The following is a 16,368-nucleotide window of genomic DNA, read 5'->3' as shown; positions in this document are numbered from 1 at the left end:
TCCCGCTATTTGTTTCGTTTATTACATGATTTAGATCGTTAAGGATGTATTTTGTAGCCCGAAAACCCTTGTTTATGAAAGCATCTGGTCTTTTTTCGGTACACCTGGTTTTGATTCGTAACCCGAAGTAAAGAATGATATAAAGAATACCACGATTACTCCGAACAGCAAAAGTAATTTCATTGGTCATCCTCCTAAGAAAGATTTCTGATAGTATGTCCCTATTATACCCAATAATGCCTGCAATGTGAACTAATGATATTGTACATTTTATGAACATAATCATATGAATATTTCATCAATAAAAAGACCTTCAACCTAATATTGTATACTGCCGTAAAATAAGGTATATTAGTTGAAGTACCACAACCACAGTTTTATAATGAATAAGAGTGTAAAACACCGTTACATATACGGAAATAGTTAATTTCTAATGGGGGTATAAAAGGTGGCACAAAGTGAAGAATCTCATCAAAGATTCTGGGCGGACTTTCATGGTCCAAACATGGGGTATATTGAAGAGCAATATGAACTGTACAAAGCGGATCCTGAAGCGGTCGACCCGACTATAAAGGACATGTTCGACAGGCACGGAGCCCCTGAATGGCTGACAGAACAGCATCCGCAGCTAGAGAGCTCAAAAGGAACATCCATTGATAGCGTGAAGAAACTTACCTCAGCAATGAAGCTTGTTGAGGCTATTCGCCGTTTTGGTCATTTGGAGGCAGACATCTATCCTGTTGGTTTGGAAAAGAAGAGGGTGTCTGAACTCGTGAAACCCGAAACGTACGGATTAACGGAAGATGATCTGAGAAATATTCCGGCAGCCTGGCTATGGGAGAAATCCCCCGGTGATGTGGAGAATGGATTGGATGTAATTAACAAACTGAAAAAATATTACTCAGGTACCATTACCTTTGAATATGATCATGTAAATAATGACGAAGAACGGCAATGGCTGCTTGACCTGATAGAATCAGGCAATGCGCGCCTCGATTTATCCGATGAGGAAAAGACAGAGCTATTGCGGCGTCTTGCCCATGTAGAAGGATTTGAAGCGTTTTTGGCAAAAACGTTTGTCGGACAAAAGCGTTTCTCTATTGAAGGGCTGGAAGCGATGGTTCCAATGCTTGATCAAGTGGTGGAATTTGCATCAGCGGATAAAATAGGAAACATTATGGTAGGAATGGCACACCGCGGAAGGCTGGCAGTGCTTGCCCATGTGCTCGGGAAACCATATGACAAAATCTTTTCCGAGTTTCATCATTCGCCGGATAAGGAATTAATCCCATCAGAAGGTTCCATGGGGATTAATTATGGATGGACAGGTGATGTGAAGTATCATTACGGTGCAAAAAAAGTTGTGAAAGAAGACGATGTAATTCAAACAAGGATCACCCTGGCGCATAATCCTTCCCACCTTGAGTTTGTCAACCCGGTTGTCGAAGGGTTTGCCCGGGCAGCCCAGGATGACCGCTCGGAAGGCGGCTATCCAAAACAGGATATAAATAAAGCAATCCCTATTTTAATTCATGGTGATGCAGCATTTATCGGGGAAGGTGTTGTAGCAGAAACGTTAAACATGAGCGGATTGCCTGGCTACCGCACGGGAGGAACACTCCATATTATTGCGAATAACCTTGTCGGGTATACGACTAATCAGGAAGACGGAAGGTCGACAAGATATGCCAGTGATTTGGCTAAAGGGTTTGAAATTCCGATTATTCATGTAAATGCTGATGATCCAATTTCCTGTATATCCGCTATGAAAATTGCTTATGACTACAGGCAAAAATTCCATAAAGATATATTAATAGATCTGGTTGGATACCGCCGTTATGGCCATAACGAGATGGATGAGCCCAGAAGCACGCAGCCTTTGCTTTATAAAGAAATTGATAATCATCCTTCAGCGGCAAATGTGTTTGCAAAAGTATTGGAAGAAAAGGGCACCTTAGGTCAAGAAGCTTTTACAAAAATCAAGAAAGACGTGGAAGACGACCTGCGCTCTATTTACAACAGTATGAAAGAAAATGAAACGGCTGACTCCGAACCGGACAGTATGCCTGCTGCATTGACAAATGGTCTGGGGCAATTCGACACAGCTGTAGAGCTGGACAGGCTGAAAGCTTTAAACAAGGGACTGCTGAAGCGTCCGGATGGTTTCACAGGTTTTAAAAAAGTGGAAAGAATTCTTAAACGCCGTGCTGAAGCACTGGAAGAAGGGAATAAAGCTGACTGGGGGACCGGAGAAGCATTGGCATATGCCACGATTTTAGAGGATGGCATCCCAATCCGCTTAACTGGACAGGATACAGAGAGAGGAACTTTTGCCCACCGTCACAGTGTCCTGCATGATATAGAAACAAGTGAAAAATTCAGTCCGCTGCATGGATTCGATGGTGTAAATGCGTCATTCGACATACGGAACAGCCCATTATCAGAAGCCGGTGTTTTGGGATTTGAATATGGCTATAGTGTTCAATCGCCGGAGACATTGGTTATTTGGGAGGCGCAATTTGGTGACTTTGCCAATGCTGCCCAGGTGGTATTTGATCAATTTATTTCAGCTGCACGTGCAAAATGGGGAGAGAAATCTAACATGGTTCTCTTGTTGCCGCACGGATATGAGGGACAAGGACCGGAACATTCCAGCGCCCGTCTGGAACGCTTCCTGCAAATGGCGGCAGAAAATAACTGGATTGTTGCCTACCCGACGTCATCAGCACAGTTTTTCCATTTGCTGAGAAGGCAGGCGGCCTTGCGTGACAGAGAAGAAGCAAGACCACTTATCGTAATGACGCCAAAAAGCAGTTTGATCCGCAACCAGAGAATTGCATCAGCTGCGGAGGAGTTTACAGAAGGTAAATTCCAGCCTTTGCGCAATCAGCCAAACTTTGAAGTGAAAAAGGAAAAAGCAAAAAGCCTGTTGATTGGAAGCGGGAAGGTTATGGTGGATATTGAAGAATCAATTGATAATTCTGAAGCAAATTTTGATCACCTGCAGATTTTGAGGCTGGAACAAATTTACCCATTCCCTAAAAAAGCGTTGGCGGATAAATTAAAAGAATTACCTAACCTGGAAGAAATCGTTTGGGTACAGGAAGAACCAAGAAATATGGGAAGCTGGGACTTTGTGGATGACTATTTAAGGGATCTTCTAAAGGAAGGCCAAACATTGAGGTATGTTGGCCGGCCGGATCGTTCGTCTCCTGCAGTAGGTGTACCGAACGTGCATAAAACTGAACAGGCACAGCTTGTAGAAAGAGCAATTAACCCATCAAAAGGAGGAGATTCTAATGCAGGAAATTAAGATACCAGAGCTGGCAGAATCAATTACAGAAGGAACCATTGCCGAGTGGCTTGTCAAAGAAGGCGATAAGGTTGAAAAAGGGGACCCTGTTGTAGAACTGGAAACGGATAAAGTAAACGTGGAAGTGAATGCAGAGTTTTCCGGTGTGCTTGTAGAAATTACCGCAGGCGAAGGGGAAGATGTAGAGGTAGGAGATGTGATCGGTAAAATGGATGAGTCCGCTGAAGCCGGAAGCACTCCAGCCGAACCGGAAGAAAAATCAAAACAAGAACCTGAAGAAGAACCAAAAGCAGAGCAGCCAAAAGAAGAATCTCCGAAAAAAGAAGAGGAAAAAACTGACAGCGGCTCAAAAGCGGATGTTATCGCTTCTCCTGCCGCAAGAAAACGTGCAAGAGAGCTGAATATCGATTTATCAGAAGTCAGTCCGCGTGATCCGCTGGGACGCGTGCGCCCTGAAGATGTGGATGCAGCTGCTAAAGGATCCGCTGAGAAAGCAAGTGACAAGTCTTCCGGTAAAAAGGAAACAAAGGAAACGGAAAAAACCGAATTCGACAAGCCGGTGGAACGCATCAAAATGTCCCGGCGCCGCCAGACTATTGCTAAAAACCTGGTAGGTGTACAGCAGGAAGCAGCCATGTTAACTACATTTAATGAAGTAGACTTAACAAATGTGATGAAGCTTCGCAGTGAACGCAAAGAAAAATTTGCGGAAAAGCATGGTGTTAAGCTTGGTTTCATGTCCTTCTTTACAAAGGCAGTAGTCGGAGCACTGAAAGAGTTCCCGCTGCTGAATGCGGAAATCCAGGGAAATGAAATTGTCATGAAGAAATTTTACGATATCGGTATTGCCGTTTCCACGGATGACGGGTTAGTCGTTCCGGTAGTACGTGATGCCGACCGTCTTGATTTTGCCGGTGTTGAACGTGAAATTGCAGAACTCGGCAAAAAAGCCCGCGATAAAAAGCTGAAAATGGAAGACTTGCAGGGCGGATCATTCTCGATTACTAATGGCGGTATCTTTGGTTCCATGCTGTCTACGCCAATTCTGAATGCTCCTCAAGTAGGGATTTTAGGAATGCATAACATCCAAAAAAGAGCAATGGTTATGCCGGATGATACAATCGAAGTACGTCCAATGATGTATCTTGCATTATCCTATGATCACCGTATTGTCGACGGAAAAGAAGCAGTACAGTGTCTTGTCCGCATAAAAGAAATGCTTGAGGATCCATATGACTTGCTGCTGGAAGGATAAATTAAAATAAAAAATTAATACTGACCTCGTTTGGGCGTTCATTCCCATGCGAGGTCTTTTTATTTTTATAAAGCCGATTATTATGACGAGCAGCGGATAATTATAAGCTTGTACACAAAGGGACACAGAAGTATTAAAGCAATGAAAGGAAAGACTGTCTCACATGTATATACCGCTTCTTTAAAGTACTGCATACCGCCAATAAAAATTTTCCCATCAGCTAACCGGCTTTTAAAATACCGATTATTGCAGCAGTCTGATGTTACTAACGTTAAAAAAACATAATTAATTGATATAAATCTATTGCAAAAGAAAGGAAAAACAAATAATATATTAACTGTTGCCAAATTCATTCGGAAAGAAAGGTGTAAACATGCAAAAATTCTTCAAGATTAAAGAAAAAAACACTAATATCCGAACAGAAGTGATTGCGGGAATGACAACTTTTCTAACTATGGTATACATCATTATTGTCAATCCGGCTATTTTGTCTTCAGCAGGGGTACCATTTGACCAGGTATTCATGGCTACAATTATTGCCGCCGTGGTTGGAACATTATATATGGCGATCTTTGCCAATTATCCCATTGCCATTGCTCCAGGGATGGGGATGAACGCTTATTTTGCCACTGTTGTAGCTGCCCATGGGGTTTCTTATCAAGTTGTGCTTGGAACTGTTTTTTTGGCAGGGATTATTTTTATATTACTGAGTTTAACAAATTTGAGGGAAACCTTAATCTCTGCTATTCCGGCCTCTTTAAAATTTGGCATTACTTCCGGTATTGGACTTTTTATCGCTTTTATTGGTTTGAGAATGGCAGGGATTGTGATCCCGAATGAGGAGAATATTGTAGGTTTTGGAGATTTGCAAGATCCGATGACACAGCTTACCATTGCTGGTTTGTTTATTACATTGATCTTATTTGCTTGGAAAGTAAAGGGTGCTCTTTTTTTAGGAATGATTGCTACAGGTCTGATCGCCTTGATAACAGGACATTTGAGTTTTGATGCAGGATATGTGTCTGCTCCGCCGGTTCCTGTATTTTTTGACTTGGATATTGCCGGGGTTTTCACACATGGCCTCTATACAGTGGTGCTGGCTTTTCTGCTCGTTACTATTTTTGATACTACTGGCACCATGATCGGGGTTGCAGAACAGGCGGGATTAATGAGGAACGGAACCATGCCCAGGTCCAAATCGGCATTGCTGGCCGATGCTGCATCAACAACAGTAGGAGCGATGTTCGGAACAAGTCCGTCTTCGGCTTATGTGGAATCTTCCTCGGGAGTGGCTGCAGGTGGACGAACAGGTTTGACGTCCCTGGTTGTCGCTGTGTTATTTATGCTGTCAATCTTCTTCACGCCGATCATTGGAAAAATTGCGGACTTGCCTGCCATAACAGCTCCTGTTTTAATTATTGTAGGCTGTTTTATGATGGAAGGACTTGCAAGAATTGACTGGAAAACCTTTGATGAGGCATTTCCGGCTTTTGCCATCATCCTTACAATGCCGTTAACATCCAGTATTGCCACCGGTATAGCAATTGGGTTTATCACCTATCCTCTGCTAAAATTGGTAAGCGGAAAAGGAAAGGACGTTCATTGGATTATTTATTTCTTTGGGGTTGTTTTTGTATTGCAAATGATATTCTTTCCCGCACACTAAATTATATAAAGAAATTCCTGTGAAAAAATTTACAGGACTTTCTTTTTTATGTTAGTAAAAACGAAATCAGGGAACAATTAATTAGAGTTTATCGTTTACAATCCAGAAAATCTGAATTCATGGCAAATGAAAAGGAGAGTTGTGCTGTGGGGGTTCTTCTAGGGGTTTTGGCAATTATTGCAGTAATTGGCATCGCTTTTTTACTATCCAACGACAAAAAAAATATTAATTATAAAGGCATCGGAATTATGCTGCTCCTGCAACTGTTAATTACATGGTTCATGTTTTCCACCCAAATTGGACAAAACATTATCAATGGAATATCAGCAGGTTTTAATCAGTTAATTGAATATGGAATGGTAGGAATAGAGTTTGTAGTCGGTGGTTTTGTCATCGATGAGGGTGGCGTATTTTTCTTTAACGTACTTTTATTAATTATCTTTTTTGCAACCATTCTTTCTGTCCTTACTTATTTGAAAATATTGCCAACGATCATTAAGTATATCGGCGGCATGATTTCCAAAATTACCGGACTGCCGAGGGTAGAATCATTTAATGCTGTAAACAGTATCTTTTTTGGCCAGTCCGAGGCATTGATTGCAATAAGAACTCAATTCCATCATTTAACAAGAAACCGTTTATATATTGTCAGTGCTTCAGCAATGAGTTCCGTATCAGCTTCTATCGTAGGTGCCTACCTCCAGATGCTGCCGCCATCCTATGTTTTGCTTGCATTGCCTCTGAACATGTTCAGTGCGCTCATTATTGCTTCCATTATTTCACCGGTACATGTTCCAAAAGAAGAGGATACGGTAGATATAAATAATGTAACCGATGATAAAAGTATTTTTGAGGCAATGGGCAACGGCGCATTGGAAGGCGGTAAAATCGCATTAATTGTTGCAGCTATGCTAATTGCCTTTATTGCCTCCTTGGAATTGATAAATGGTTTAATACAATTAGTATTCGCCGGTGTGACCTTGCAGGAAATTTTAGGATATATCCTGGCGCCTATTGGCGTATTAATGGGGATTGCACCAAATGAAGTGATCCAGGCAACTTCTGTTATGGGGACAAAAATTGTAACCAATGAATTTGTCGCTATGCTTGATTTTCAACCGATGATAAATGATATGTCAGAGAAGACAGTGGGAATTGTCACCGTCTTTCTGACAAGCTTTGCAAATTTCTCTTCTATCGGGATCATTGCCGGTACTGTTAAAGGAATTGACAGCGAGAAAGCAATCAGCGTTTCCGGCTTTGGCATGAAATTGTTAGTTGGGGCAACATTGGCTTCAATTCTATCAGCAACAATAACAGGTCTTTTCTTATAAATAAGCCGCGCCTGTTATGCTGATCTATCTATATACTATACTGTGATGCAACAATATTTCGTCCAGCAGACTCCGGGGAAAGATCAATTACCAGCGGAGGGGTATACACCCAACACCTGGGACTGCGGTACAGCAGTTCCTCGTCCCACCGAAAAGATCTGGGACTGCGGTACAGTCGCTGCTAAAAGTGTTATACATAATTACACTTCCTTTTTTCATTATTTTTTAATAGGATAGAGGAGGAACAGTTATCGCTCGTTATGTGGAGGAAAGGAAGTAATTTATGGAAAAAAGAATTATATTTACCGGCGGGGGCTCTGCCGGGCATGTAGTTGTTAATCTTGCACTAATACCCGAGTATTTGGATAATGGGTGGGAAGTTGATTATATTGGTTCAATAGATGGTATTGAAAGAAATCTTATTGAGCAAATGGAAGGTGTAACATATTACCCTATCTCAACAGGGAAGCTTCGCAGGTATATTTCCATGGAAAACGTAAAGGATCCCTTTAAAGTACTGAAAGGAACAATGCAAGCCAGGAAAATAATAAAAAAAAGGAAGCCTTCAGTTATATTTTCCAAAGGCGGCTTCGTCTCCGTACCGGTTGTGCTTGCAGCAAAAATGCAAAGAGTGCCGGCTGTCATTCATGAATCCGATTATACACCGGGACTTGCGAATAAAATAGCAATTCCTTTTGCAAAGAAAGTTTTGGCAACATTTTCGGAGACAATGGAATATTTGCCCGAGCAGAAACGGGAATATGTCGGGGCAGTCATTCGGGAAGAGCTATTTCAGGGAAACAAGGAAAAAGGTTTGGATCTTGCCGGACATACAAAACATAAACCAGTTCTGTTGATTATGGGAGGAAGTGCCGGTTCTCAAAAGCTGAATAGTATTGTAAGAGGAAATTTACAGGAATTATTAACTGTATTTCAGATTATTCATATATGCGGAAAAGGTAATGTAGATAATTCGGCAACTACAGCAGGTTATACCCAATTTGAATATATAAATGAAGAACTTAAGGACATATTTGCTGCAACGGATTATGTTGTATCCAGAGCAGGCTCAAACGCTATTTTTGAATTCCTTGCACTGCGTATCCCAATGCTTCTTATCCCGTTGTCACTCAAGGCAAGCAGGGGGGATCAGATTGTAAATGCACGATCATTTAAGGAAAAACAGTATGCGCTTGTACTGCAGGAAGAGGAGCTGACAGAAGAAACATTACTGTCAGAACTGAAACAGCTGCAAAATCGCGGCCCAGTGATGATCGATAAGATGAAAGAATATAAAAGTGAAAAGGCACGTGAACGGGTCCTCGAAATTATCCGTGAAGTGCAAAACTAACGGACAGTCTTCTGTGTAAAAAGCAGGAGACTGTTTTTTAAAACGATGAGGAAAAAGTCTTAAAAAAATATTACAGGATTATTAATCCATTTGCCGTTATTTTGAGTTATTTTGACTATATTGCTAATAATTCCGGTTTATATAGCCGGTATTGTTGGATATACATGCTTAACCGTGTATTTTGCTGTTTTAAGCGAATTGATTAAAGGACATTTATTTATTAAACTTAATTTGTTACAAAAGAATTACAGCGGCGGATTCCCCTTCCACTTCTTACTTTTGCATCTACTCCTATTATATTTTCATTTAAAAAATAGTGAATTGTATTAAGGACAGTTGGTAAAACTATGTTAAAGAATTTTTGGAAAAGGAGCAGAATAATGAAAAAGCTATTATTTTTATTTTCAGCAGCAGCTTTAATTGTGCTTGCTGCATGTGGCGGTGATTCAGAGTCTGAAAGAGATTCCGGGACAAATGGTGAATCAGGATCTGGAGGAGACATTGACACAATCGTATTTGCTGATGCCGGTTGGGACAGCATCAGGATACATAACAGCATTGCCCAGACAATTATTGAAGAAGGGTACGGGTATGATACTGATGTCACGGCCGGTTCAACCGCAGCAACAATTCAGGGACTTCGTGATGGAGACATAAATGCATATATGGAAGTTTGGACAGATAATATAAGAGAAGTGTATGAAGAGGCGCTGGAACTAGGGGATATCGAAGTTGTTTCCACGAACTTTGATGATAACGAACAGGGACTGTATGTGCCAACGTATGTTATTGAAGGGGATCCTGAAAGAGGAATCGATCCAATGGCCCCTGATTTAAGAACAGTGGAAGATTTGAAAGATTATCCGGAAGTATTTGAAGATCCGGAAGACCCTGGAAGAGGCCGGGTGATTAATGCCCCAAGCGGATGGGCAGTTGCCGATGCGATTGATGATAAATTTGAGGCATATGGCCTTGATGAAACAATGAATAACTTTATGCCTGGTTCCGATGCTGCAATTGTTGCCGATTTGGCATCGGCTTATGAAAACGGTAAAGCATGGGTGGGCTACTATTGGTCACCAACTTGGCCGACAGCGGAATATGATTTAACCCTATTGGAAGAGGATCCATATGATGAAGATGTATGGAATGAAACAAAAGCGACTGAATTTCCGCCAAATGATGTAACCATTGCTGTACACAAAGACTTGCCGGATCAGGCTCCTGATGTAGTGGAATTTCTGAGCAATTATGAAACAAGCACTGAATTGACAGAAGAAGCTTTGATTTATATGGATGAGAATGATGCATCTGCAGAGGAAGCAGCAATTTGGTGGATGAATGAACATGAAGATCTTTGGACAAGCTGGGTTTCAGATGAAGTGGCTGAAGTTGTAAAAGATGCTTTGCAATAATATGGAAAGCAGCTGGCAGTCCAGCTGCTTTCCTGTATGAATTTGGAGGTGAGAAGATCATATGGGCACGTTTCCAGATATACAGACACAATTAGGTAATTATGTCGATCAGTTTGTCAGTTTTCTTGACACGACTTTCGAAGGATTTTTTGATTTTGTTTATTTTATTACCTCCCGGACAATTAATATGATTGATGATTTTCTCGTTTGGCTCCCGTGGTGGCTATTCATTATTTTCATCTTTTTATTAGGGTGGTATTTTAAATCGGTCTTTGCAGGTCTGCTTTATAGCATATTTATATTTTTAATCGGTACGTTTGGTTTATGGACAGATATGATGACAACCATTGCAATTATTCTTGCGGCCGTTATTATTTGTTTAATTATTGGTATTCCTTTAGGGATATGGATGGCCTTCAGCAAAGGATTTTCAACAGTTTTGCGACCGGTACTGGATGCAATGCAGACAATGCCGAGTTTTGTTTATTTAATTCCGGCTATATTTTTCTTCGGCTTAGGTAATGTATCTGCTATTTTTGCAACGTTAATTTATGCAGTGCCCCCGGTTATACGTTTGACGGAGCTGGCAATCCGCGGTGTGGATAAAGAAGTGGTGGAATCTGCACAATCATTTGGTTCATCAAGATGGCAAATGCTCAAGAAAGTACAGCTCCCACAGGCTGTTCCAACAATCATGGCCGGGGTGAACCAGACGACAATGATGGCTTTGGCTATGGTAGTTATTGCATCCATGGTAGGTGCATCAGGGCTTGGAGAACAAGTTTTGGTTTCCATTAACCGGATTGATATTGCATTGGGATTCGAAGCAGGAATCAGTATCGTATTTTTAGCAATCATCATTGACAGGGTTACAAATGGAATTGTAGAAAAAGTACAAAACAGGAGAGGAGGCTAATACATGACAACGAAAGTGAAATTGGAAAATGTATCTAAGATTTTTGGATCAAGGCCCAAATCCGTTATCCCATTGATTAAAGAAGGAAAAACAAAGGATGAGATTTTAGAAGAAACAAACCATACAGTTGGCGTGTATGATGCCTCATTCGAAGTTAATAAAGGCGAGGTTTTTGTCATTATGGGCTTGTCCGGAAGCGGGAAATCAACATTAATACGCTGTTTTAATATGCTGAACAGACCAACCACTGGTTCAATCTATGTTGATGATGAGGATATTGTCCAATATTCACCCGGTCAGCTGAAAAATTACAGGCAGAAAAAAGTAGCAATGGTGTTTCAGCATTTTGGTTTATTCAGCCACCGGACGATACTGGCAAATGTGGAATACGGGCTGGAGATCCGGGGTGTTTCCAAAGAAGAAAGACGGGACATTGCGATGACAAACATTGAAAATGTCGGACTCAAGGGGTACGAGAACAAATTTCCGGATGAATTATCAGGTGGAATGCAACAGCGTGTAGGTTTGGCCCGTGCACTTGCCAATGATCCGGATATTCTGCTGATGGATGAGCCATTCAGTGCACTCGATCCGCTAATTCGCCGTGAAATGCAGCTGGAGCTGTTGGATCTTCAGGAGCGCCTGCAAAAAACGATTATTTTTATTACCCATGATGTGAATGAGGCATTTAAGCTGGGTGACCGTGTTGCAGTGATGAAGGACGGACGGGTTGTACAAGTAGGAACGCCGGAAGAAATCATTGAAGCTCCTGCAAATGAATATATATCCGAGTTTATAAAAGACATTGACAGATCGAAAGTATTTCAGGCCGAGCATATTATGATAAAGCCGAATGCGCTCGTTTCCATGAAAGACGGTTTGAATGTAGCCATTAAAGAAATGAAGGAAAATGGGGTGTCCAGTGTTTTTGTTGTTGACCGCGGCCGGCATTTAAAGGGAATTGTCACCATTGATGATGCTGTAAAAGGGGTTAAAGAAAAACAATCACTGGAAGAAGTCATGCATCAGGACATTACAGCCGTAAAACCGGATGAATATGTGAATGATTTAATTCCAAAAGCGCTGGAATCAAGTTTGCCATTAGTAGTTGTAGATGATAATAACAAACTGCGGGGCATCATCCTGCGCGTACATGTACTGTCCGGACTGGTATCCGAAGAAGTAGATGAAACAGAAGAATACAGCGGCTAAGTAAACACAGGGACGGTTCTCCTGTTGCACCTGCAACAGGAGAACCGTCCCTGTGTTCCTATACATCTTTCGTAACGACGTCCACTTTTCCTGTACCTGGGTCAATTACAAGGCCGTGTACCTTTACCCCCGATGGCAGCAGTGGATGTTTGCGGATAATCTGTACACTTTGTTGTACTGATTCTTCCACTGTTTCAAATCCATGGAATTCTTCTTCAAAATCAATTCCTGCATGTGTTAAAGCGTTAAGCGTTTCATCTGGTATACCTCGTTTCGACATTTCTTCAGTTAATGCATTGATGTCGACTTGTGACATTCCGCAGTCATGATGACCAATGACGGTTATTTCTTCAGCCTGTAATTTATAAACTGCCACTAGAATACTTTTCATCACACTGTCAAAAGGCTTGCGGATAATTGCCCCTGCATTCTTTACCATTTTCACATCGCCATTTTGCAGGTTCAATGCTCGATGAAGCAGCTCTATCAGTCTTGATTCCATACATGTAAAAATAACCATTCGTTTATTTGGTATGCTGTCCGTTTCATATGCTTCATACCCCTTTTCTGCAACGAATTTTCTATTAAAGGCAAGCATTTCTTCTAAGTGCATGATAGTTTACAACTCCTTGTTAAGTACATTTCATGAAAGAGACTTTATCGTTCATCATATTATTCCTTCTTATTCCTTTCCATGATTATACTTCCTGACTTAATTAACATCAAATTGAAAGGTGCAAAAATTAATTAAAAAGATGTTTGCGAATTGAAAATATACGAATATAGGTAAAACTGGTAATAAGCAGCATATTTCTTTATCATATTGGGTAAGTAAATTTATAAACGAATAAATTGGCAGGCATCAAATAATAATAATGAAATATGGAGTCATAAATGAAAGCGCAGCCAAAATAACAAGGAGGCGGAAACATGACGGAAAAAAGACAAGGACAGACTGCAGCACTTGTATTTTCCACACTGGCAATGATCTTTGCATTCACTGCCTGGGGAATATTAAACCCAATGGCACAGGAAGTAGAAGCAAAGTTTGGACTGAGTGCGACACAAACGAGCTTGCTGCTGGCGGTGCCAGTGATACTCGGTTCAATCATGCGTATCCCGCTGGGCATACTTTCAGACAAATACAGCGGCCGAAAGGTATATACCTTAACTATGTTATTTACTGTTCTTCCCTTAATCGGAGCAAGTTTTGCAGAAACGTATGCCATGCTGGTATTTTTTGCCTTCTTTATCGGTATGGGTGGAACTACCTTTGCGATAGCAATCACATATGTTTCGGGGTGGTATCCGAAAGAAAAGCAAGGTCTTGTGTTGGGAATAGCCGGAGTTGGTAATATAGGTACAGCAGTGGCAAGTTTTCTTGTGCCGGTTCTTGTTGCTGCATACAGTGTGCCTTGGGCTTTTCGCATTATTGCTGTTGGTGTATTGATCATGGCCGTCATTTTTTATTTTGGTACGAAAGAAAGAGAGCAGGCAGGCAATAAAACTTTTAAAGATTCGATGGAGGTTCTGAAATTTGGACAGACATGGCTGTTATCTGTATTTTATTTTTTAACTTTTGGCGTGTTTGTGGCCATGGGAATTTATTTGCCCACACTCCTGCAGGATTTATATGGACTGACAGCAGTTGATGCCGGACAGCGGACAGCAGGTTTTATTGTTCTGGCTACATTTATCCGGCCGCTGGGAGGAATGATTGCGGACAGACTCAGTCCTAAAAAGTTAATCAATATTGTTTTTATTGTAATAACCATTTGTGCAACCTTTATAGCTTTTTACTCAGAAAACATCCTCTTATTTACCATTTTCTGTTTAATCCTGGCCGCATTTGCAGGTGTAGGAAATGGGGTTATTTTTAAGCTGGTTCCACTTGTTTCTCCTTCAAATACGGGAGCTGTCACAGGTATAGTAGGTGCAGCAGGCGGTTTGGGAGGATTTTTTCCGCCAGTTTTACTTGGTGTGGTAAAAGATTTGACTGGAGTATATTTCCTTGGATTTATCCTGTTGGCATTATTTAGTGTGGGTTGTCTCTTGGTTAATATGACCCGGAAACAACTTGTGAGCTAGTGGCAAACCGTTGAAAATGAAAAAGTCTCCTATTGGGCTTCCGCCATTTTCTCTATGACTAAAGCACCATTATCAAAAAATTCATACAAAGGTATTGTTTGTATTTGTAGAATATTGTATAATGAGCCTATTAGAAAAAATTACCTATTGGCGGGTTTTTATGTCAAATACTTTAGCACCAAAAGGGTGCGGCCTAAAATCCAATTTCATTAAGGGGTGGAGGCAATGGGAGAATTGGTTCGCAATTGCCGTTTGTGTAAACAACCAATGGAAAGCAGTCCGTTTATGCTGTGCACGACGTGTCTGACGGAGACTGATAAAGTTCAAAGTTTTATTAAAAAGAATCCTCTTGTTTCTATTGAAGAGATATCCCGTTGGACAAACGTACCATGCGAGAAAGTAAAAAAGATGGCCCATTTAGGTGTGGAACTGAAAAGTTAAATGAAAAGAAAGTACATAGATAAGAAAGTTGTATAATGTTTGGATCCAGACAAGAATGACTCAACCCCCGAGTCATTCTTTTTTAACTGGATAAGTCTCAGTTTGTACGGCTGCTTGTGTTATAGTTTTTTGGATTGTAATATATTGTATTGCAAATAAGTTTTTGTGAAGGACATGAAAACCTGAAAATAATATTGTATGTAATCATCACTGGACTTTGTTTTCTTGTTTATCCAGGATACGTCACATGGTCCGAAGATCCGCTATATTCATTCTGCAAAAAACAGCGAGTATGGATATGAAAAAATCATTCACGAGACACTCAAAGTATTAAAGAAAGACAGTACGACATGAATCCTTGTTCACCGCCTAACAACAATAGAACAGGCTGATATTATTTTTGTGCTAAAACGTGGTAAAATACAAGAAGAAGGGAAGTACGATGCGCAATAAAGGCTTATAGTTATCAAGTGTATCAGCCGCAGCAAGGTAGAGGACAACAGCTGCTGTATAAATGCTTAAAGCATGGGGTGACATATGCAAAATAAGGATGATCATAACAACCGTGATATGATAGACGAAGATTTATATGAGGAATTTGATGATGAAGAGCTCTATGAACTTGTGCAGGAGGAGAAGAAAAAAGCACTGGAAAGGGAGAAAAAAAATCAGGAAGAGCGAACATCAAAGCGTCGCTTCCCCAAGTGGGTGTTTTGGCTGATTGCTATTGCTCTGGTGTTTAATATTTTTGCATTAATTCCGCAGACATTTTCCATTCCTGCCATTGAGTTTTTACAAACTTCAGCAAGACTGTCCGCACAGGACGATATTCAAACATATAAGGAATCAGTGGTGGTAGTGGAAACAGTCGATTCCAGGGGAACGGGCTTTTCCATATCTGAAAATGGAATGATTATGACAAATCATCATGTTATTGAGGGAGAAGATGAAGTAACTGTTGCATTTCCGGAAGTTGGTTTATTTAACGCGGAAGTGACTGAACAATACCCGGACATTGACTTGGCCATTTTAGAGGTGGAGAAAGGAGATGATCTGCCCTATCTATCCCTTGCGGAGGAAGCAGCATTTCAGGAAGATGAACATATTTATTTTATCGGAAATCCTTTAATGTTTAATGGGATTGCCAACGAAGGTACGATTGCCGGTTATACAAATCTCAGCAGCTGGGAAGAGTCTGTAGTGATGCTGAAGGCACCAGTGTATAGAGGGAATAGCGGCAGTCCGGTGATTAATCAAGCCGGGGAAGTGATCGGTGTTGTATTTGCTACTTTGCACCATGATGTGGAAGGCAGAGTAGGTCTGTTTGTTCCGATAGATTATTATTATGAACGGAAATAGCTCAATATATCTTCGTTT

General features: G+C 40.9%; 12 protein-coding genes. 11 read left to right on the top strand and 1 reads right to left on the bottom strand.

Translation table 11 applies throughout. The features are described from left to right. The first annotated feature begins 448 nt into the window (after nt 1-448). From GHD25_RS08595 to GHD25_RS08560, 8 genes are all read left to right on the top strand, one after another. Complete coding sequence (locus tag GHD25_RS08595) at nt 449-3,313, top strand: 2-oxoglutarate dehydrogenase E1 component (RefSeq protein WP_164215979.1); 2,865 nt, start codon at nt 449-451, stop codon at nt 3,311-3,313. Then, a complete protein-coding gene (odhB, locus tag GHD25_RS08590) occupies nt 3,300-4,568 on the top strand; it encodes a 2-oxoglutarate dehydrogenase complex dihydrolipoyllysine-residue succinyltransferase (RefSeq protein ID WP_164215978.1) in 1,269 nt (422 codons plus the stop codon). The genes GHD25_RS08595 and odhB overlap by 14 nt, the downstream gene beginning before the upstream one ends. Nucleotides 4,569-4,941: 373 nt before the next feature. Continuing rightward, a complete protein-coding gene (locus GHD25_RS08585; protein ID WP_164216091.1) occupies nt 4,942-6,234 on the top strand; it encodes an NCS2 family permease in 1,293 nt (430 codons plus the stop codon). 146 nt (nt 6,235-6,380) lie between these two features. Continuing rightward, complete coding sequence (locus GHD25_RS08580; protein ID WP_164215977.1) at nt 6,381-7,568, top strand: NupC/NupG family nucleoside CNT transporter; 1,188 nt, start codon at nt 6,381-6,383, stop codon at nt 7,566-7,568. 283 nt (nt 7,569-7,851) lie between these two features. Continuing rightward, complete coding sequence (locus GHD25_RS08575; RefSeq protein ID WP_164215976.1) at nt 7,852-8,919, top strand: undecaprenyldiphospho-muramoylpentapeptide beta-N-acetylglucosaminyltransferase; 1,068 nt, start codon at nt 7,852-7,854, stop codon at nt 8,917-8,919. A gap of 380 nt (nt 8,920-9,299) precedes the next feature. After that, nucleotides 9,300-10,334 (top strand): ABC transporter substrate-binding protein, encoded by a 1,035-nt coding sequence (locus GHD25_RS08570; protein ID WP_164215975.1) that lies wholly within the window; start codon nt 9,300-9,302, stop codon nt 10,332-10,334. Between the two features lie 61 nt (nt 10,335-10,395). After that, complete coding sequence (locus GHD25_RS08565; RefSeq protein ID WP_164215974.1) at nt 10,396-11,250, top strand: ABC transporter permease; 855 nt, start codon at nt 10,396-10,398, stop codon at nt 11,248-11,250. A gap of 3 nt (nt 11,251-11,253) precedes the next feature. Further along, entirely contained in the window at nt 11,254-12,462 is a 1,209-nt protein-coding gene (locus tag GHD25_RS08560; RefSeq protein ID WP_164215973.1) for a quaternary amine ABC transporter ATP-binding protein, read from the top strand. Between the two features lie 58 nt (nt 12,463-12,520). Here the strand turns inward: GHD25_RS08560 and GHD25_RS08555 are convergent, their stop codons facing one another. After that, the gene (locus GHD25_RS08555) at nt 12,521-13,078 is read right to left on the bottom strand and encodes a beta-class carbonic anhydrase (RefSeq protein ID WP_205601346.1); all 558 of its coding nucleotides are present in this window, start codon (nt 13,076-13,078) and stop codon (nt 12,521-12,523) included. Nucleotides 13,079-13,392: 314 nt separating this feature from the next. Between GHD25_RS08555 and GHD25_RS08550 the strand changes: the two genes are divergently transcribed. From GHD25_RS08550 to GHD25_RS08540, 3 genes are all read left to right on the top strand, one after another. Next, nucleotides 13,393-14,550 (top strand): MFS transporter, encoded by a 1,158-nt coding sequence (locus GHD25_RS08550; RefSeq protein WP_164215971.1) that lies wholly within the window; start codon nt 13,393-13,395, stop codon nt 14,548-14,550. A gap of 225 nt (nt 14,551-14,775) precedes the next feature. Next, the gene (locus GHD25_RS08545; protein WP_164215970.1) at nt 14,776-14,991 is read left to right on the top strand and encodes a hypothetical protein; all 216 of its coding nucleotides are present in this window, start codon (nt 14,776-14,778) and stop codon (nt 14,989-14,991) included. A gap of 537 nt (nt 14,992-15,528) precedes the next feature. Beyond that, complete coding sequence (locus GHD25_RS08540) at nt 15,529-16,350, top strand: S1 family peptidase (RefSeq protein ID WP_164215969.1); 822 nt, start codon at nt 15,529-15,531, stop codon at nt 16,348-16,350. Nucleotides 16,351-16,368 lie beyond the last annotated feature (18 nt).

The organism is Virgibacillus aidingensis, assembly GCF_010994035.1.
GTDB lineage: Bacteria > Bacillota > Bacilli > Bacillales > Amphibacillaceae > Virgibacillus_N.
Note: the sequence above shows the minus strand (reverse complement) of the source record. Positions and strands in the feature narration are given on the sequence as shown.